The sequence below is a fragment of the Bosea sp. 685 genome, from assembly GCF_031884435.1.
In the GTDB taxonomy this organism is placed as follows: Bacteria; Pseudomonadota; Alphaproteobacteria; order Rhizobiales; family Beijerinckiaceae; genus Allobosea.
The window spans coordinates 567,693-585,528 of record NZ_CP134779.1 but is presented as its reverse complement, the minus strand read 5'-3'; the positions used below and the strand labels follow the sequence as shown (position 1 = coordinate 585,528).

Annotated in this window: 16 protein-coding genes and 1 pseudogene; 5 read left to right on the top strand and 12 right to left on the bottom strand. The window is 66.4% G+C overall.

The features are described 5' to 3' along the window. Window positions 1-7: 7 nt before the first annotated feature. The 3 genes and pseudogenes from RMR04_RS03895 to RMR04_RS03885 form a co-directional block, all read right to left on the bottom strand. Window positions 8-841: an ABC transporter permease gene (locus RMR04_RS03895; RefSeq protein ID WP_310146863.1), complete on the bottom strand. Its 834-nt coding sequence runs from the start codon at window positions 839-841 to the stop codon at window positions 8-10. 5 nt (window positions 842-846) lie between these two features. After that, a complete protein-coding gene (locus tag RMR04_RS03890) occupies window positions 847-1,737 on the bottom strand; it encodes an ABC transporter permease (protein WP_311913066.1) in 891 nt (296 codons plus the stop codon). A 13-nt stretch (window positions 1,738-1,750) separates the two neighbouring features. Beyond that, window positions 1,751-2,803, bottom strand: a pseudogene (locus RMR04_RS03885) (ABC transporter ATP-binding protein); the annotation flags it as partial. Window positions 2,804-3,162: 359 nt separating this feature from the next. On the opposite strand from RMR04_RS03885, the gene RMR04_RS03880 reads away from it, so the two are divergent. Beyond that, entirely contained in the window at window positions 3,163-3,858 is a 696-nt protein-coding gene (locus tag RMR04_RS03880) for a GntR family transcriptional regulator (protein WP_311913065.1), read from the top strand. A gap of 45 nt (window positions 3,859-3,903) precedes the next feature. Continuing rightward, window positions 3,904-5,103: a mannonate dehydratase gene (gene uxuA / locus RMR04_RS03875; RefSeq protein ID WP_311913064.1), complete on the top strand. Its 1,200-nt coding sequence runs from the start codon at window positions 3,904-3,906 to the stop codon at window positions 5,101-5,103. A gap of 13 nt (window positions 5,104-5,116) precedes the next feature. On the opposite strand, the gene RMR04_RS03870 is transcribed toward uxuA, so the two are convergent. Then, window positions 5,117-6,301, bottom strand: a complete 1,185-nt coding sequence (locus RMR04_RS03870; protein ID WP_311913063.1) for an ROK family protein — start codon at window positions 6,299-6,301, stop codon at window positions 5,117-5,119. 117 nt (window positions 6,302-6,418) lie between these two features. On the opposite strand from RMR04_RS03870, the gene RMR04_RS03865 reads away from it, so the two are divergent. From RMR04_RS03865 to RMR04_RS03855, 3 genes are all read left to right on the top strand, one after another. Next, on the top strand, window positions 6,419-7,162 hold the full coding sequence (locus RMR04_RS03865; RefSeq protein WP_311913062.1) for a glucosamine-6-phosphate deaminase: 744 nt from the start codon (window positions 6,419-6,421) through the stop codon (window positions 7,160-7,162). Window positions 7,163-7,171: 9 nt separating this feature from the next. Continuing rightward, window positions 7,172-8,212, top strand: a complete 1,041-nt coding sequence (locus RMR04_RS03860; RefSeq protein ID WP_311913061.1) for an N-acetylglucosamine-6-phosphate deacetylase — start codon at window positions 7,172-7,174, stop codon at window positions 8,210-8,212. 84 nt (window positions 8,213-8,296) lie between these two features. Next, window positions 8,297-9,490 carry an ABC transporter substrate-binding protein gene (locus tag RMR04_RS03855; RefSeq protein ID WP_310146847.1) on the top strand — a complete coding sequence of 398 codons (1,194 nt, stop codon included), beginning with the start codon at window positions 8,297-8,299 and terminating at the stop codon, window positions 9,488-9,490. A gap of 85 nt (window positions 9,491-9,575) precedes the next feature. Here the strand turns inward: RMR04_RS03855 and RMR04_RS03850 are convergent, their stop codons facing one another. The 8 genes from RMR04_RS03850 to RMR04_RS03815 all read right to left on the bottom strand — a co-directional run bounded on the left by RMR04_RS03850 (window position 9,576) and on the right by RMR04_RS03815 (window position 17,765). Beyond that, complete coding sequence (locus RMR04_RS03850; protein WP_311913060.1) at window positions 9,576-10,574, bottom strand: ABC transporter ATP-binding protein; 999 nt, start codon at window positions 10,572-10,574, stop codon at window positions 9,576-9,578. A gap of 1 nt (window position 10,575) precedes the next feature. Continuing rightward, window positions 10,576-12,261: an ABC transporter permease subunit gene (locus RMR04_RS03845; RefSeq protein WP_311913059.1), complete on the bottom strand. Its 1,686-nt coding sequence runs from the start codon at window positions 12,259-12,261 to the stop codon at window positions 10,576-10,578. Between the two features lie 10 nt (window positions 12,262-12,271). Further along, the gene (locus tag RMR04_RS03840; protein ID WP_311913058.1) at window positions 12,272-13,402 is read right to left on the bottom strand and encodes a M24 family metallopeptidase; all 1,131 of its coding nucleotides are present in this window, start codon (window positions 13,400-13,402) and stop codon (window positions 12,272-12,274) included. Between the two features lie 2 nt (window positions 13,403-13,404). After that, window positions 13,405-14,442, bottom strand: a complete 1,038-nt coding sequence (locus RMR04_RS03835) for an ABC transporter substrate-binding protein (protein WP_311913057.1) — start codon at window positions 14,440-14,442, stop codon at window positions 13,405-13,407. Between the two features lie 28 nt (window positions 14,443-14,470). Then, window positions 14,471-15,178, bottom strand: a complete 708-nt coding sequence (locus RMR04_RS03830; RefSeq protein ID WP_311913055.1) for a type 1 glutamine amidotransferase — start codon at window positions 15,176-15,178, stop codon at window positions 14,471-14,473. A 49-nt stretch (window positions 15,179-15,227) separates the two neighbouring features. Continuing rightward, on the bottom strand, window positions 15,228-15,920 hold the full coding sequence (locus tag RMR04_RS03825) for a GntR family transcriptional regulator (protein WP_311913054.1): 693 nt from the start codon (window positions 15,918-15,920) through the stop codon (window positions 15,228-15,230). 434 nt (window positions 15,921-16,354) lie between these two features. Then, window positions 16,355-17,182 (bottom strand): phosphogluconate dehydrogenase C-terminal domain-containing protein, encoded by an 828-nt coding sequence (locus RMR04_RS03820; RefSeq protein ID WP_311913053.1) that lies wholly within the window; start codon window positions 17,180-17,182, stop codon window positions 16,355-16,357. 151 nt (window positions 17,183-17,333) lie between these two features. After that, window positions 17,334-17,765 (bottom strand): Lrp/AsnC family transcriptional regulator, encoded by a 432-nt coding sequence (locus tag RMR04_RS03815; RefSeq protein ID WP_311913052.1) that lies wholly within the window; start codon window positions 17,763-17,765, stop codon window positions 17,334-17,336. Window positions 17,766-17,836: the final 71 nt, after the last annotated feature.

The window sequence follows — 17,836 nt, the reverse complement described above, 5'->3', positions numbered from 1 at the left end:
GATCACGTCAGCGCCGCCCTCCCCGCCCGACGATCTGCGTCGGGTTGACGAAGCGCAGCGCGATCACGAGCCAGATCAGCGTCGTGACCATGTAGACCACCGCCATCGCGTCGATCGATTGCACGGCGCGCACGCCGGCCGCGAAGACCGCGTAGTAGAGCGCCACGACCAGCGTCTGGCTGGTCGGGCCGGCGGTGAGGAAGGTCAGTTCGAACATCGCGATGGTGCGCACCAGCACGAGCAGCAGCGAGGCGAGAATGCCCGGCATCAGCAAGGGCAGGAGCACATGCACGAAGAGCTTGAAGGTGTTGGCGCCGAAGACGCGCGCCGCCGCCTCGATCTTGGTGTCGATCTGCTCGATGAAGGGGATCATCACCAGGATGACGAAGGGCACTGTCGGCACCAGATTGGCGAGCACGACGCCCGACATCTGCCCGGCGAGGCCGAGCCGGTAGAGCACCGTCGCCAGCGGAATGCCGAAGGTGATCGGCGGCACCAGCAGCGGCAGCAGGAACAGCAGCATAACGAGCCGCTTGCCCGGGAATTCGCGCCGCGCCAGCGCATAGGCCGCCGGCACGCCGATCAATCCCGACAGCAGGACCACCAGGAACACGATCTGGAAGGTGACGCTGAGCACCTCGTCGAGCTGGAATTCAGCCCAGGCGGCCGAGTACCAGCGTATGGTCCAGCCGGCCGGGAACCATGTCCCGAGCCAGCGCGTGGCGAAGGAGCTCGTCACCACGGTGGCGATCATCGCCAGCAGGTTGAGCAGGAAGAAGCCGATGACAGCCCAGTTGGCGGCGGCCCAGAGCTTCGTCGAGAGGCGGGTATCTGCAACCATGATCGTCAGCCCTTCCCGCCGCCGGCCGGGCCGCGATAAAGCAGGCCGCGCGCGCTCAGGATAAGGACGACGATCCCGAGCTGAACGACACCCATGATCATCGCCACCGCCGAGGCCATCGAATAATCATACTCCTCGAAGGCAGCCTGATAGGCCGCGATCGAGATCACCCGCGTCGGTCCCGCCGGCGCGCCCAGCAGCACGGCCGAGGGAAACACCGAGAAGGCCTGCACGAAGCTGAGGCAGAAGGTGATCGCCAGCCCCGGCAGCAGCAGCGGGAACATAATGGTCTTGAAGCGCTGCCAGGGGCCTGCTCCCAGCGTCGCCGCCGCCCGCTCCAGCGCCGGATCGATGCCCGAGAGATAGGACAGCGTCAGCAGGAAGGTGAAGGGGAAGCCGGTGATCACCAGCGAGATCACGACGCCCCAGTAATTGTGCAGGAGCTTGATCGGGGTCGAGATCAGGCCGAGCGTCAGCAGGGTCCGGTTGAACCAGCCCTGCGGGCCTAGATAGTTCAGCAGCCCCTGCGCGACCAGCACGGTGCCGAGCGTGATCGGGATCACCAATAGCGTCGTCAGCAGGCGCTGATGTTGCAGCAGCCTGACGCGGAATGCGATCGGGACCGCGAAGAGCAAGGTCAGGAACGTCACCGGCAGTGCAAGCCAGAGCGTCGTCGCAATCGTGCCGTAGAGGAACGAGTCGGAGAAGAACTTGGTGTAGTTCGCCAGCGCGCCACCGCTCTTGGGGTTGAAGGACAACACCAGGCCGTAAAGGAACGGGTAGACGAACAGCGCCAGCAGGAACAGCACCGCCGGCAGGACCAGCATGGTCAAGCCGTCGACGCCGCGCGCCGCGAGCCGCTGCTGGAGAGGGATCGTGTCGGGAACAGCGCTCATGCCGCCCCCCGCCGAAGACGAGCACGCGATCGGGATCGGCGCCCAGCGTGACGGTCGTGCCGGGTTCCAGCTTGGTGTGAGCCAGGAAGGACAGGTCGGTGCCGTCCTCCATGCGCGCGAAGCCGACGAATTCGCGGCCGCGGAATTCGGTCGAGATGATCGTCGCCTTGAGCCCGCCTTCGGTGCTCGGATTCAGGTCTTCCGGCCGGATCGCGACATGGCAGGCTGCACCCGCAGCGACCGCGCCGCGAACCCGCCCGGTCACGCTGGCAGAGCCGACCGCGACTTGCGCCACGCCGCCATCGACGGAGGTGACGCGACCGGCCACGACGTTGCGGAAGCCCATGAACTCGGCGACGTCGAGATGGTCGGGCCGCGAGAACAAATCCTCCGGCACCCCGACCTGGCGAACCTCGCCGTCGCGCATCACCACGATGCGATCGGCGAGCGACAGCGCTTCCTCCTGGTCATGCGTGACGTAGATCGTGGTCGCACCGAGCGTGTTGTGGATGCGGCGGATTTCGGCGCGCATCTCGAGGCGCAGCTTGGCGTCGAGATTGGACAGGGGCTCGTCCATCAGCACCAGCGGCGGCTCGACCACGATGGCGCGGGCGATCGCGACGCGCTGCTGCTGGCCGCCTGAAAGCTGGCCGGGGAGCTTGTCGACCTGGCTCTGCAGGCGCACCAGCGCGGCCGCCTCGTCGACGCGCTTGTCGATCTCGGCCTTGGGCAGGCCGCGCATCTTGAGCCCGAAGCCGATATTGCGGCGGACATTCATATGCGGAAACAGCGCATAGTTCTGGAACACCATGCCGAAGCCGCGCTCTTCGGGCCGCAGCGGGTCGATACGCTTGTCGTCGAGCCAGATGCCGCCGCCCGTCGCGGGCAGGAGACCGGCGATCAGGTTCAGCGTCGTCGACTTGCCGCAACCCGACGGGCCGAGAAGCGCGATGAACTCGCCCTTCTTGATCGTCAGGGAGACGTCCTTCAGCGCGTTGTGCGTGCCGAAATCGCGACTGAGTCGATCGAGCCTGAGCTCGTGGAAATTCGCTGCATGTATTGTCATGGAAGCCACGGGATTGAGGGCAGGCGCAGGCCGCCTGGAGCGGGCGGAAGCGAAGCGTTGAACAAGGGCCAGGTGTTTAACAAGGGAGTCGCGCCGAGCGGAAACACGGGCAGGATCATGCGCTGAGAGGCGAGGCGGCGAGCACTGCTGCTGGGAGATCACGCTCGAGGCGAGATACGTCCGCGCTGGTCCTGTCCCGTGCCATGGCCTCTTCCCCGACAATGTCCACCGCAGTGTTGTTTCATTCGGGCATCGCGCCGGGTCTCCCCTTTGCAACATCCGTGACGCCTTCCGCCCGACGACGGTTGACGCTCTGATCGCGGCATTGGTATGCTAGTATACTAGCGAGTGAGAATGCAATGACCTTCTCCACGGCGGGACAAAGCGCCGATCAGATTTACCGTGCGCTTCGGGCCAATATCCTCGACGCCGCGATCTTGCCGGGCAAGGCGATGTCGGAGGCGCGGATGGCGGCGCAATTCGGGGTCAGCCGCACGCCGGTACGAGAAGCCTTCAAACGCTTGGTCGATGAGGGCTTCCTGCTCGTGCGGCCGCAAGCCGGCACCTTCGTCGCCCCGATCGACCTCGCGGCCGTCCATGACAGCCAGTTCGTCCGCGAAACACTGGAATGCCGCACTGTTGTCCTGGCGGCCGAGCGCATCGACGCCGCCGGCAAGGCGCGGCTCGACGCTCTCGTCGCGCAGCAGGGCCAGGCCATGGCGGCAGGCGACCGCAAGAGCTTCTTTCGCCTGGATGAGAGCTTCCATGCCGAATTGTCGCGCCTTGCCGGCCACCCTTCGGTCTGGAGCATGATCGAAGCCGTCAAAGCACAGCTCGACCGGGTCCGCTGCCTCTCGCTGGAGACGCCGTCCTGGTCGGACATGATCCTAAGGGAGCACCGCGAGATCGCTGCCTGCGTCGGCCGCGGCGACGCGAGCGGCGCGGAAGCTGCGATGCGAGCCCATCTGCGCACCGTTTTCGACGCGATCGAAGCGATCGCACAAGCGCATGTCGACGCCTTCGACAAGAGCAGGCTCGGCCCGTCACGGGACTGAGACAAGACACTGGCAGCGCAGCAAGCGCCCGCAGGGAGAGACGTTATGGAAGAAACTTGGCGCTGGTTCGGCCCGAAGGACGCGGTCGGGCTGTCGCAGATCAGGCAGACGGGCGCGCGCGGGATCGTCACCTCACTGCACGACATCCCCTATGGCGAGGTCTGGAGCATTGCCGCGATCGAGGAGCGCAAGGCGCTGATCGCCGCCGACCCGTCGCTCGGCCTGCGCTGGAGCGTGGTCGAAAGCCTGCCGATTCATGAGCGGATCAAGCTGAACGAGGGCGACCTCGCCCCGCTCTTCGAGAATTACCGCGCCTCGATGCGCAATCTCGCCGCCTGCGGCGTCAAGACGATCTGCTATAACTTCATGCCGGTGCTGGACTGGACGCGCACCGAACTCGCCCACCCCCTGCCCGGCGGCGGCCGCGCCTTGCGCTTCGGCATCGTCGAATTCGCGGCCTTCGACTGCTACATGCTAGAGCGGCCGGGCGCGGAAGCCGAATTCGCCCCCGCCACTTTGGAAGCCGCGCGGCATTGGGCCAAGACCGCCTCCGAAAGCACCAAGGCGCAGCTGCTGGCAACGATCATGGCCGGGTTGCCCGGCGCCTTCGACCGCTACGACATCCCCGGCCTCCGACGCATGCTGGACCGCTATCGCGGCATCACGCCGGCGATCCTGCGCGAAAACCTGGCGCGCTTCCTGCGCGAGATCATCCCGACCGCCGAAGAGCTCGGCATGCGCTTCGCCATCCATCCCGACGATCCGCCACGCTCGCTGATGGGCCTGCCGCGCATCGTCTCGGGCGGCGACGACATCGCCTTCGTGCTCGGCGCGGTGGACAGCATCGCCAACGGGTTGACCCTGTGCTCGGGCTCGCTCGGCGCCGGCCCGCATAACGACGTGCCCGCCATCGCTAGGCGCTTCGCCGGCCGCATCCATTTCGCCCATCTACGCAATGTCGCCAAGGAAGCGGACGGCTCCTTCATGGAAGCCGACCATCTCGACGGCGATACCGACATGGTCGCGCTGGTCTCGGTGCTGCTGGAGGAGCAGGAACGCCGCCGCCTCGCGGGCGACGAAAATTGGCGCATCCCGATGCGGCCCGACCATGGCCATGAACTGCTCGACGACATCGGCAAGCCGACCCATCCCGGCTACCCGATCATCGGCAGGCTGAAAGGCCTGGCGGAATTGCGCGGCGTGATGCGGGCCGTATCCTCGCCCAAGGGCTGGCCGCTGTCCTGAGAGACAGTTCTCGTCACAGCCCCTTCAGGAGCGCCTCGGTGGCGCGGCGGAGCAACGGCGCCGCCGCGCCCTGGATTTCGTGATCCTGGCTCGCGCGCACGCTGGTCAATTGCGGCACCGCGATCCCTTCCATCGCGCCCTCGGCACGGAACAGCGCATCGAAATGCGCCCAGAGCCGCGCATTGGCGACCAGCGGACCGCTGACGATGATGCGCTGCGGAAAGAGCAGGCGGCAGGCGTTGGCCAGCGCCCGCGCCAGGATGCGCGCGGCCGCGTCGATCTCGGGCACGCTCATCAGGTCGCGGCTGGCGAACTGCTCGCCGAGATCGGCCTCATCCTCGTCAAGCTCGGGCCAATGGCCGCGCAGGATCGGCAGCAGCGCCCACAGCGCCGAACCGGTCTCCAGGCAAGCGGTGTTGCCGCAACCGCAGCGCCGCTCGCCGAGCACCGAGAAACGCCAATGGCCAATCTCACCGAACGGGCCGCCGGCCGGCGCCAGGGGCTCGCCATCGACCGCATGGGCGAGGCCGATGCCCCACCCCCAATGCAGCAGCAGCGTACCGCCCGAGAAGCGCCCGGGATCGCGCGCCACGCGGGCGCGCAATTCGGCGTCGAGATTGCGGCAGATCTCGACCGGGCCGGCGACGGGATCGAGCAGCGCCTGGATGTCGAGGTTGCGCATGCGCGGCCAGCGCGAGGCCATCAGCCAGCGCTTCTCGCGCAGATCGAGCAGGCCCGATAGCGAGACCACCGTGCCGGCATGGACCATGCCGAGCGGCGTCGCCTCCTTCAACTCGGCCGCCAGGCCGCACATCGCGCGCGACATCGCCTCATTATCGGCCTCAGGCGAGAGCGCGACCGCGCGCTCGGCGATGATCTGGCCGTTGAGATCGACCAGCGCACCCATCAACGACTGGCTGACGACATGGATCACGCTGCCGCCGATGCGTCGCGCATTGGCGAGCAGCACGCCTGCCGGCCGGCCCCGCCCCGCCGTTTCCCCGAGGCTCTCGACCACGAGGCGGCGCGCCGCCAGATCGGCGACGACACGCGAGACCGTGGTGGAGCGCAAACCCGAAAGCCGCCCGGCCTCGGCGCGCGATTGCGCAAGCCCCCCGGCGACCAGCCCGTAGACGCGGGCGCGGTCGCGCTCATGGGCATTGGAGAAGACGCTCTCGTCGAGGCTCGTAAGCGCCATCGCACCTCCTTTTAGAACCGCATCGTTCAAAAATATCGATTGCCTTTGTCGCGCGCTTTTCTAAACTCGAACGACAGGTTTTCAAACAAAAACAAGCGCAAACGGTTCAAAAATACCATGCTCGATATCCGCATCGTTCCCGACAAGGCGACCCTCGGCGCCCAGGCTGCCGCGCTCGGCGCGGCCGCGATCCGCGAAGCACTGGCGCGCCATGGCGAGGCGACGATCATCGTCGCCACCGGCGCGAGCCAGTTCGAGGTGCTGCAGCATCTCGTCGCGGCCGAGGGCATCGACTGGTCGAAGGTCACGGCTTTCCATCTCGACGAATATGTCGGCCTGAGCGAGGCCCATCCGGCGAGCTTCCGGCGCTATCTGCGCGAGCGTTTCGTCGCGCCCCTGGGCGGGACGGTCAGATTCATCCCCGTCGATGGCGAAAGCGATCCACAAGCCGAGACGCAGCGGCTGAACACACTGATCGCCGGCCGCCGCATCGATGTCTGCTTCGCCGGCATCGGCGAGAACTGCCACCTCGCCTTCAACGATCCGCCGGCCGATTTCGAGACGACCGAGCCCTATATCGTGGTGACGCTGGACGAAGCCTGCCGCCGCCAGCAATTCGGCGAAGGCTGGTTCGAGAGCTTTGAGGCCGTGCCGCAGCGCGCGATCTCGATGAGCGTGCGACAGATCATGACGAGCAAGCTGATCGTCCTCTCCGTGCCCGACGAGCGCAAGGCCAAGGCGACCCGCGATGCCGTCGAAGGCCCGGTGAGCCCGCAGCACCCTGCCTCGATCCTGCAGACCCACCCCAACACGGTGCTGTTCCTCGACCCGCCGGCGGCGTCGCTGCTGGCCAAGGCCTGAGGCGGCGCGATGCGGATCTCGGCCGGTCTCGTCGATCTCCAGGTCAACGGCTTCGCCGGCGTCGACTTCAATTCCGGCACGATCACCGCCGCCGAACTGGACCGGGCGCTGGAAGCGATGCTCGCGACCGGCGTCACGACCTGCCTGCCGACGATCATCACCGCCCATCCCGATGAATTGGAGGCGCGCTTCAAGGCGCTCGACGCCGCCGTTGCCGCCAGCCGGCTGGGGCCGGCGATGTGCCCAGGCTACCATCTCGAAGGCCCCTTCCTGAATCCCGCCGCCGGCTATGCCGGCTGCCACCCGCCCGATGCGATGACGGCAGCCGATTCCGGACTCGTCGAAAGCCTGCAGAAGGGGCTCAAGCGGCCGATCCTGATGGTGACGGTCGCTCCGGAAGTTGCGGGAGCGGCGGCGTTGATCAAGACCCTCGCCCGGCAAGGGCGCATCGTCGCGCTCGGCCACACCGCCGCCGATTTCGATCAGATCGCGGCGGCAGCCGAAGCCGGCGCGACGCTCTCGACCCATCTTGGCAATGGCATGCCGCAGACCGCTCACAAGCTCGCCAACCCGATCTTCGCCCAGCTCGCCGAGGACCGGATGTGGGCAAGCTTCATCGCCGACGGCATCCACATCCATCCCAAGGCCCTGCAATCGCTGATCCGGGCCAAAGGGCTGTCGCGCTCGATCCTCGTCACCGACGCGGTGGTCGGCGCGGCAGCCAAAACGGGCCGCTACGATTTCGCCGGCATGAGCGTCGAGCGCCTCGCCGACGGCTCGGTCCGGCAGACTGGCACCGCCCTGCTCGCGGGCTCGGCGCTGTGTCTCGATGCGGCAATCCGCAACGTCGTCGCCTGGGGGCTCGCAACCCCGGATGAAGCGATCGCGATGGCCTCGCACCACCCGCTCGCCGTGCTTGCGCCGGCCTTGGCCGCTCACGGCATCGCACTCGCGGACAGCGAGGTCGAATGGTCCGACGATCTAAGGGTCCGGCGCGTGCGCGTCGACAAAATCGAACGCCGTTTCGGCACGATCGAAACGGTGCACTAGAGCGTTTTCGAGCGAAGTGGATACCGGTTCGCGTGAAGAAAACGCGTTGGAACTAGCCAGTCACAACAACAGGGGAGAGACCGGATGAAACAGGATCTTACGAGCATCAACCGCCGCACGGTGCTAGGCGGTCTGGGCGCAATCGCAGCCGGTGCGCCCAGCGCTTTCGCCGCGTCGCCAGCGCTGCCGAGCGCGCCGGTCACGATCAGCATCATCGATGTCGGCGGCGCGCTCGCCCTGATGCAGAAAGCCTTCGAGGATTACCGTACGGCCAACCCCAAGCTGGTCTCGCGCATCGCCTTCGTGAAGGCGCCCGCACCTGAGCTCGCCAGCAAGATCAAGGCGCAGCAGGATGCCGGCCGCGCCGATCTCGACCTCGTCCTCACCGGCAGCGACGGCCTCGCCGCTGGGCTCGACCAGAAGCTCTGGCTGAAGATTCTGCCCGATTTCGCGGATAAATTCCCAAAGATCGAAGAGAACTACGAGCCGGCGGCGCTCAACCTGCACAAGGTCCAGGGCGACGGCTTCGGCGTCGTGGTCAATTACTACCCGTCAGGCCCGCTGCTCGAATACGCCCCCGAGCGGGTGAAGGCCGTGCCGACGACGGCCGAAGAGCTGCTCGCCTGGGCCAAGGCCAATCCGGGCCGCTTCATGTATGCCCGCCCGACCAATTCGGGACCGGGCCGCACGTTCATGATGGGCCTGCCCTATATCCTCGGCGACAAGGACCCGCAGGACCCGCTCGGTGGCTGGGACAAGACCTGGGCCTATCTCCAGGAACTCGGCCAATACGTTGAATATTACCCGACCGGCACCGGCGCGACGATGAAGGAGTTCGGCGACGGCTCGCGCGACATCATCATCTCGACCACCGGCTGGGACATCAATCCGCGCGCGCTCGGCATCGTCCCGAAAGAGGCGAAGATCCAGACGCTGAAAGGCTTCCACTGGGTCTCGGACGCCTTCTTCATGTGCGTGCCCAAGGGCGTCCCCAATGACCGCCTCGCCGTGGTCCTCGACATGATGGCCTATGTGCTGACGCCCAAGGCGCAGGCCTATGCCTATGACGAGGGCTATCTCTATCCGGGCCCGGCGGTGAAGAACGTCCCGCTCTCGCTCGCCCCGGAAAGCAGCCAGAAGGTCATCGCCGAATTCGGCCGGCCGGAATATGCCGACCTCATCGCCAATAATCCGATCGAGCTGCCGCTGAAGCCCGAGAAGATGGTCGTAGCCTTCCGCAAATGGGACGAGCTGGTCGGCGCGAAACGCGCGCGGTAGAGCTTTTTCATCTTCACTCAGACCCTCGCCGCCATCCCGGGCAATCGGGCTGGCGGCGTGGTTGCGAGCGTAAACAGCCGTCCCGTCAGGCCGCGGCCAACGGCATGACGTCGCTCTGGTCGAAGCCGACCGCGACGCTCTGGCCGGGCTTAAGCGCGGCGATCTCGTCGCTGGCCTCGGCCAGCGCCATGATCTCGTGCCCGCCGGCGCTGAGCAGGATGCGGTAGCCCCGGCCGATGAAGATCACCGACAGGATCTCGGCCTGGATCATGCGGTCGCAGACCCTGGCCTGCTCGCCGAGGCGCGTCTTCTCCGGCCTGACCGCGACCTCGCCCGCCTCCATCGCGATGAAATTGCACTCGCCGAGGAAGCTTGCGACGAAACGGTTCGCCGGCTTCGCATAAAGCTCCTGCGGGCTCGCCGTCTGCACGATGCGGCCCTTGTCCATCAGCGCGATCCTGTCGGAGAGGAAAAGCGCCTCCTCCTGGTCATGCGTGACATAGACGACCGTCGCGCCGACCGCCGCATGCAGCCGCTTCAGTTCGAGCTGGATCGACTGGCGCAGATTCTTGTCGAGTGCGCCGAGCGGCTCGTCCATCAGCAGGATGTCGGGTCGGATGACGAGGGCGCGCGCCAGCGCCACACGCTGCTGCTGCCCGCCCGAAAGCTGGCGCGGCTGCCGCTCGGCCAGCGCCGTGAGATCGACCAGCGCCAGCGCCTCCTCGACACGGGCATCGACCTCCCGCTTCGCCAAACGCCGCATCTCCAGGCCGAAGGCGACGTTGCGGCGCACGCTCATATGCGGGAACAGCGCATAGTTCTGGAAGACCATGCCGATATTGCGCTTCGACACCGGCACGGGGCCGATATCCGCGCCACCGACCAGGATCGCACCGGCATCATAGCTCTCGAAGCCGGCGATGGTCTTGAGCAGCGTCGTCTTGCCCGAGCCGGAGGCGCCGAGCAGCGTGCAGAACTCGCCGGCCGCGATCTCCAGCGAGACGCCCTCCAGCGCTTTGGTGCCGCCGTAATGCTTGTCGAGCCTGCGGATCGAGACGGCCTTGCCGAGAGCGGGAATGGTCATGTCATGTGCGCTTCGAGACGAGGAGGTTGGCGCCCAGAACCAGGATCGTCACCAGGATGATGAGACAGGAGGCGGCGATGATGGTCGGGTCGATCTCATGCGCGACGCCCTCATACATCAGCTTCGGCAAGGTCCGGCTGCGGATATTGGTCAGGAACAGCGCGATGACGACATCGTCGAAGGAGGTGATGAAGGCGAAGATGGCGCCCGCCGCGATGCCAGGCGCAATGCCCGGCAGCATGACGCGGCGAAACATCGTCGGCCATGAGGCGCCCAGGCCCAGCGCGGCGAGTTCGAGATTGCCGTCGAAGGATTTCAAGGCCGCCCGCACGGTGATGAAGACATAGGGCGTCGCCAGCACGACATGGCCGAGCGTCACGCCCCAGATCGAGCCGACGAGGCCGGTCGGCGCGAGCAGGTAGTAGAGCCCGACCGCCAGGATGATCACCGGCACGATCATCGGCAGGATGAACAGCGTCTCGACCAAAGCGCGCCAGCGCGGCCGCATCCGCGAGACACCGAGCGCGGCAAGCGTACCGAGCCCGACCGAGATCACCACCACCAGCGCCGCGATCTGCAGCGAGCGCGTCAGCGCCGCCATCCATTTGCTGGTCGAGAAGAAGTTCTCGTACCAGACCAGGCTGTAGCTGTCGGGCGGGAAGCTCAGGAAGGGCGAGGAGCCCAGGCTCATCGGGAAAACGATCACGATCGGCGCGATCAGGAAGGCTGCGACCAGAACGGCCGCAGCAACCGCCGCCCAGCCACCCCATGAGCGCCCGCGCGAGGTCACGGTGAAGGGCTCGCCCGCCTTGCCGCCGCCGCCCTCGATCAGGCGGTCGAGCCCGAAACGGCGCTGGAACAGCGCCAGCAGCGAGACCGTCGCGACCAGGAGCACGCTCGCCAGCGCCGCGGCGAACGGCCAGTCGAGTTCCTTGTTGATGTTGGTGGCGATCATCTGGGCGATCATCGTCTGCCCTGGCCCGCCCATCAGTGCCGGCGTCAGGTAGAAGCCGATCGCGTTCATGAAGACGATCATCGCACCAGCGACCACGCCCGGCGCCGTCAGCGGCAGGATGATGCGACTGAAGATGGTGAGCGGCCCGGCGCCCAGGCCCTCGGCCGCCTGGACGGTCGAGAGTTCGAGGCTGCGGAAGGCGGCATAGAGCGGCAGCACGACGAAGGGCATCAGCACATGCGTCATGCCGATCAGCACGCCCGAGAGATTATAGACGAAGGCGATCGGCGACGAGGTCAGGCCGCCCGCCATCAGGAGCTGGTTCACCACGCCATTGCTCTGCAGCAGGATGATCCAGGCGGTGGTGCGCACCAGCGCGCTCGTCCAGAACGGCAGCAGGACGAGGATCAGGAGCAGGTTGCGCGTGCGCGGGCCGACCGTCGCCATGACATAGGCAAGCGGGTAGCTCGCCAGCACCGAGAGCCCGGTGACCAGCCCCGCGATGCCGAAGGTCGTGCCCAGCACCGAGCGATAGACCGGCACGTCGATCAGGCGCTGGAATTGCGCGAGCGTGAAGGCGCCCTCGCCGAAGCCGAGCCGCAGCAGGGACAGCACCGGCGCGGCAAACAGAACGGCAAGCACGAGGGCGAAGGGCGCGAGGCCGAGCCAGACCGGGAAACCCCGCCCGACCGCGCTGCGGCTGCGACCCTCGCTGGTGGCGATCCCGGTCACGCGGTGAGCCTCACGACACGAACAGGCGGCGCGGGAAATTGGTCAAGCGCTCGCAGCCGTTGTCCGTCACGGCGATGGTCTCGGACATGCCGAACCCCTTCGCCAGCACATAGGTATGGAAGGTCATGCCAGGCACGAAGGACCAGCTCGCCCTGGGCTCGGCCTCCAGCGGCTCGCCGCCATTGGGCTGCAACATCAGCCCGACCGAGTAGAAGGTCTTGTTGGTGTAGGTCTCGCGCAGGCCGGCCGCGAGCACGCCCTCGCGATAGATTGCATCCGGCACGATCGCCGCCACGCCTGGTTTCACCGCAGCGATCGCCGCGTCCTGGATGGCGATCAACTGCTCGACGATGGCGTGCTCGGCATCGGTCGCCTCCGCCACCTTGATCGGCCGCATGAAGCGGGCGTGGTAGTGCCGGACATTGGGCGTCGTCTCCAACTGGACGATGTCGCCCCGCTCGAGCACGCGATCGGAATAGCCGCCATGCAGGTGATAGGCGCGCTCGCCCGAGGAAAGCACACCCGGCCCCGGCAGGTCGCTACCGGCGCGGATCATCGCGGCGCAGATCTCGGCTGCCATCTCACGCTCGGTCGCCCCGGCCTTGGCCGAGGCGATGCCGGCCGCCATGCCGGCTTCCGCCGCCTTGCCGGCAGAGCGCTGATAGGCGATCTCGGCGCGGGATTTGATGAAGCGCATTTCGGTGGCGAAACGCGAGGCGTCGCTCCATTGCGCCTCCGGCAAGGCCGCGCGCAAGGCGTCATAGCGCGACACGCTCAGCGGCCAGGCCTGCATCTCCACGGCGAGCCGCGCCTTGGCGCCGACCGCCTCGCTGATCGCGCGGGCCGCGACGGCATGGCGATCGTCGGAATCGGTCCACATCACCCGTTTGGGGAAGACGCAGGTCGCGTCGAGGTAATATTCCTCGACATCGCGGCAGAACAGCACCGGCTCGCCATCGGCCGGGATAATTGCGAACTGGAAGCTCGTATAGCCGCGCGTGAAGAAGCCGGTGAGATAAGTCACCGTCTCCGGCAGGAAGGCGATGAACGCGTCCTGCTCGGTCCGCACGAGCTCGGCCCGGATCTTGTCAACCCGCGCGAGGTAATCCTCGCGCGGGAACCAGTAGCTGGGGGTCGCCATCGTCATTCCTTGAGCATCGTCTTGTAGGCTTCCGTCACCTTCGCGCCATTCTCGGCCCACCATTCGATGTCGAGGAAGAGCGCGTTCTTGAGCCGTTCGGGCGTGGAGGGCAGGGTGGCGGCACGGCCTGCATCGATCGAGGCCCAGGCCTGTTCGGTCACCGGGCCATAAGCGACATATTCGCTCAGCCGGGCATTGTTCTCGGGCTTGACCATGTAGTTCAGGAAGGCGACGGCCTCAGCCTTGTTGGGCGCGCCCTTGGGGATCATGAAGAAGCCGACCTGCGGGATCTGCTGGTCCCAGGCCATCGCGATCGGCAGCTTCGAGTCGATGCCGGCCTGGAAGCGGCCGTTCCAGCCGAGCGCCATGACGACGTCGCCGGAGCCCAGCGCCTGGACGGGCTGCGCCCCGCTCGACCACCAGACCGCGACCTGCGGCTTCAAGGCACGGATCTTGTCGAGTGCGCGCTTGAGGCCGGCTTCGGTCGAAAGCGTCTTGTAGACATCGGCCATCGGCACGCCATCGGCGAGCAATGCCGCCTCGACCACCGTCTCCGGTGCATCAGGCAGCGTGCGCTTGCCCGGGAACTTCGCGGTGTCCCAGAAATCGGCGAAGCTCTTGGGCTGCGCGCCGGTCGTCGGGAAGGCCTTGGTCGAATAGCCGATCAGGGTCGAGAAGATCTCGGAGGGGATGGCGTAGTCATTGCGCGCGCCGGGCAGGACATGGTCGGTCTTGACCATGTCGGGCGTGATCTTCTCGAACAGGCCGAGCTTGACGCCGCGCATCAACCCGCCACCACCGCCGGTCACCACGTCCCAGGTCACCGATTTGGTGTCGACCATCGCCTTGATCTTGGCGGTATCGGGGCCGGTATCCTCCTCGACCTTGATGCCGCTCTCCTTCGAGAACGGGGTGATCCAGGCCTTGCGGATCGCCTCCTGATAGGCCCCGCCCCATGAGGCGAAGGTCATCTCCTTCGCGGATGCCGCGACCGGAGCGAGCAAGGCCGCTACGGCCGCTGCGATGAGCAGCTTCTTCATCACGCTTCTCCTCAAGATTGGACGCGGGCTACGCGGCCGTGGCGCCGCACAGGGCGGCGAATTTGCTGAGCATGGTCTTGGCAGGCAGCGCCTCGTCGGCGGTCGCCTTGAGCTCGTCGATATCGGCGCCGTCGCGCTCCATGGTGACCCGGTTCTGCTCGAACCAGACCCGCGCCTGCGCCTGCGTCACCTCGGGATGGCCCTGGATGCCCCAGACCTTGCGATCGCGGTAACGCCAGATCTGGTTGGGGCAGAGATCGCTGGACGCCAGGATCGTCATGTCCGGATGGCCGGCGCGCACCTCGTCATTGTGCCAGACGAACATGTAGACACGCTCGCCGATCGCGTCGGCGATCAGGTCCGTCCGCGCCGCCGACGCAACATCAAGCCATTTATTGCCGACCTCGCAGACGGAGCGGCGAAACACCTGGTCGCGCCCGCATAGCGCCGAACCCAGGATCTGGCTGCCGAAGCAGACGCCGAGCATCGGGATGTCGAGGCTCACGGCCTCCCTGATCAATTCATGCTCGCGATGGATGAAGGGCACGTCCTCATAGGCGCCATGCGGGCTGCCCGAGAGAAAGATGCCGTCATAGCCGTCGAGCCGCTCGGGGAAGTCGCCGTCATAAGCCCAGCGCGCATCGACATCGAGCCCCCAGGAGGCGAAGCGCTCGGGCAGCTGCGCGACCGAGTTCCGGCTGGGTCCGTTCTGCAGGAAGAGCAATCGTCCGCTCATCTCGTCGTCCTTTCCTGGCTTGCGCGCCATGACCTGATGCTGAGCCGCTTCACCGCGCATCCCTCGCCAGCGTTCCCGCCAGCAGGTCGAGGATGCCCTGGCGGGCATTGTCGATATGGCTTTGCATGGCCAGCGCGGCGGTCTCCGCATCGCCGGCCTCGATCGCGGCCAGAATGGCAAGGTGCTCGCCCTTGCCCGGATCGAAGCGGCGCGGAATCCGGGCGAGGCCGAACATCCGGGTCCGCTCGCGCAGATCCTTGACCATCCGCGCCATCAGCCCGTTGCCGCCAGCCTCGGCGATGGAGAGATGCACCAGATCGTCCACCGACCAGTGCTTGTCATGCGAGACGGCAGCCGCGCTGACCATGCCCTCGACGGCGGCGCGGATGTCCGCGATGCGCGCCGGCGCGAGCCGCCCGGTCGCCAGCCGCGCCGTCTCGCCTTCGAGGACACGACGCGTCGCCAGGATTTCCATGACGTCCTCGATCGAGACCGAATGAACGGTGAGGATCCGCCGGTCACGGCGCAGATAGCCCTCGCCCGCCAGCCGGCCGAGCGCCTCGCGAACCGGCGTCCGCGACAGGCCGAGCTTTTCGGCCAGGCGGCGATCCTGGACGACCGCGCCGCCGGGCAATTCCCCGACGAGGATCATCTGCCGGATCTGCTGCTTGGCGCGCTCGGCCAGCGACTCGTCGACGTCGTCGGCAAGGCTCGCGTCGGAAGGGCTTGATGACGTGGTCAAAGGCATTGGCTCCTTGTGGGATATTTTTGGTATACCAATGGGACACGTCAAGAGCCAATCGAGACGAGAGCGCTCAATCCATGGGCGAATTCGGCAAAAAATTGAGGCAGCGCAGGCCTGCGTGACCAGCGCCGGGAATGAGCGGCGCATGAGATGACAGGGGCCACGTCCGTCAGGGGCGGAGCAGGAAGCGCCACGATTTCAATACGATATAGTCAAAAATCAAACACGCGGCCATCCCGGGCGACCCACCGGGTCCGGCTTTCAGCCGGCCCGATGGCAGGCTCCGGGAGATCCGGGATCCATCCCTGAACCTCCCCGGTCAGCGCTCCGGAATGGATCCCGGGTCTGCGCTTCGCTCCGCCCGGGATGACCGCGCGCTTGGGGGCTAGGCCCCAGACATTGAGCCGAGCGTCGTCACTTCGGGCTGTGTCTCAGGTGATGCGGCGCACACTCTCAGAGATCTCCTCCGGCTCGAAGAGCCGCTTCCAATCCGGCTTGAGGATCGTGTCCTTGCCGAAGACGATCGCCTTGTTGCAGGCGTCGGAGAACACGCCCTGGACCTGCTCGAACGTCACGGCGGCGAGGATGTTCATATGGCCGAGCAGGAAGTCGCGCGCCGCCTCGCGCGGTACGCCGCGCGCGATCGCCTCCTCCATCGCCTCGCGCATCGCATCCAGCAGCGTGGCGCAGACAGTCTCCGACAGGCCGGGCTCCAGAATCGCCATCTGCTCGACCGTGACCCGGTGCGAACGCATCACCGGCGCCCAGATCGCACGCGCGACCTCCTCGCCGAGCGCATAATGCGCGTCGGGCCCCTGCATCAATGCGTTGACGATATGCTGCTTGGCGGCGATGCCGCCGAAATGGTCCGCCTTCGCCGCCGGATCGGTCTCGTCGTTGAAGATCGGCGGATGGCAGGGATGGGTGACGAAATAGGTGATGTCGGCGCGCTCAGGCAGATGGCCGGCATGTGGGGCGGCGGCATCGAGGATGACGACCATGGTGCCGGGGGCAAGCTTCGGCACGAGATCATGCGCGACCGCGCCGACAGCGGTATCCGGCACCGCCAAGACCACGACGTCAGCACCCATGATAGCCTCGGCCGCGTCCAGGCAGTCCAAGCCATAGGCCTGCTTCACGCGCTCGCGACCGGCCGGGCTGACCTCGACATGGCGCGTCTGAAAATGTGAGCCGGCAAGGTTGCGCCCAAGCCGCATCCCCATCTTTCCGCCAGCGCCGAACAATGCAACGACCGTCATGCTTCTCTCCCGATAGCCGCCTGCTTGAGCAGGCCGTTTGGTATGCAAGTTGATTGGTAGATTGAACCCGCCGCGTCGTGAGAGACGGCCTGCTGGGATCAAAGCCGGTGCACCCACACCTGGCAAGCCATGGAATTCCAAGCGCCAGGCTCTAACGCTCGATCCGCGTCGAGAGGATGATCGAGGACATCGTCCGCTCGACACCTTCAAGTCCGCCGATCCGGTCGATGAGCTGGTCGAGCTCGCCAATCGATGGCGCCACCACGATCGCGATCATGTCGAAATGCCCGCTGACGGAATGCAGCATCCGGACCTCCGGAATCCGGCGCAATTCCGCCTCGACCTTGGGCGCAAGCTTCGGCATCGCCGTGATCAGCACATGCGCCTTGACCAGCCCCTTCTCGTGATCGTCGGAGAGGCGCGCGGTATAGCCGGCGATGACACCGCGCCGCTCCAGGCGCTCGATCCGGCTTTGCACGGTGGTGCGCGACAAGCCGAGCTTGCGGCCGAGTTCGGCGACCGGCGCGCGGGCGTTCTCGGTCAGCAGCACGAGCAGGAGGCGGTCGGTCTGGTCGATCGTCATCTTGAGTAATGCTTACGGCGATCTGCCGAAAAATACCATATGAATCGTCGTGTTCGTGGCTTCTATCCGAT

Coding starts and splice junctions, on each gene's coding strand:
- RMR04_RS03895 (WP_310146863.1), bottom strand. CDS start 841: ATGGTTGCAGATACCCGCCTCTCGACGAAGCTCTGGGCCGCCGCCAAC.
- RMR04_RS03890 (WP_311913066.1), bottom strand. CDS start 1,737: ATGAGCGCTGTTCCCGACACGATCCCTCTCCAGCAGCGGCTCGCGGCG.
- RMR04_RS03880 (WP_311913065.1), top strand. CDS start 3,163: ATGACCTTCTCCACGGCGGGACAAAGCGCCGATCAGATTTACCGTGCG.
- uxuA (WP_311913064.1), top strand. CDS start 3,904: ATGGAAGAAACTTGGCGCTGGTTCGGCCCGAAGGACGCGGTCGGGCTG.
- RMR04_RS03870 (WP_311913063.1), bottom strand. CDS start 6,301: ATGGCGCTTACGAGCCTCGACGAGAGCGTCTTCTCCAATGCCCATGAG.
- RMR04_RS03865 (WP_311913062.1), top strand. CDS start 6,419: ATGCTCGATATCCGCATCGTTCCCGACAAGGCGACCCTCGGCGCCCAG.
- RMR04_RS03860 (WP_311913061.1), top strand. CDS start 7,172: ATGCGGATCTCGGCCGGTCTCGTCGATCTCCAGGTCAACGGCTTCGCC.
- RMR04_RS03855 (WP_310146847.1), top strand. CDS start 8,297: ATGAAACAGGATCTTACGAGCATCAACCGCCGCACGGTGCTAGGCGGT.
- RMR04_RS03850 (WP_311913060.1), bottom strand. CDS start 10,574: ATGACCATTCCCGCTCTCGGCAAGGCCGTCTCGATCCGCAGGCTCGAC.
- RMR04_RS03840 (WP_311913058.1), bottom strand. CDS start 13,402: ATGGCGACCCCCAGCTACTGGTTCCCGCGCGAGGATTACCTCGCGCGG.
- RMR04_RS03835 (WP_311913057.1), bottom strand. CDS start 14,442: ATGAAGAAGCTGCTCATCGCAGCGGCCGTAGCGGCCTTGCTCGCTCCG.
- RMR04_RS03830 (WP_311913055.1), bottom strand. CDS start 15,178: ATGAGCGGACGATTGCTCTTCCTGCAGAACGGACCCAGCCGGAACTCG.
- RMR04_RS03820 (WP_311913053.1), bottom strand. CDS start 17,182: ATGACGGTCGTTGCATTGTTCGGCGCTGGCGGAAAGATGGGGATGCGG.
- RMR04_RS03815 (WP_311913052.1), bottom strand. CDS start 17,765: ATGACGATCGACCAGACCGACCGCCTCCTGCTCGTGCTGCTGACCGAG.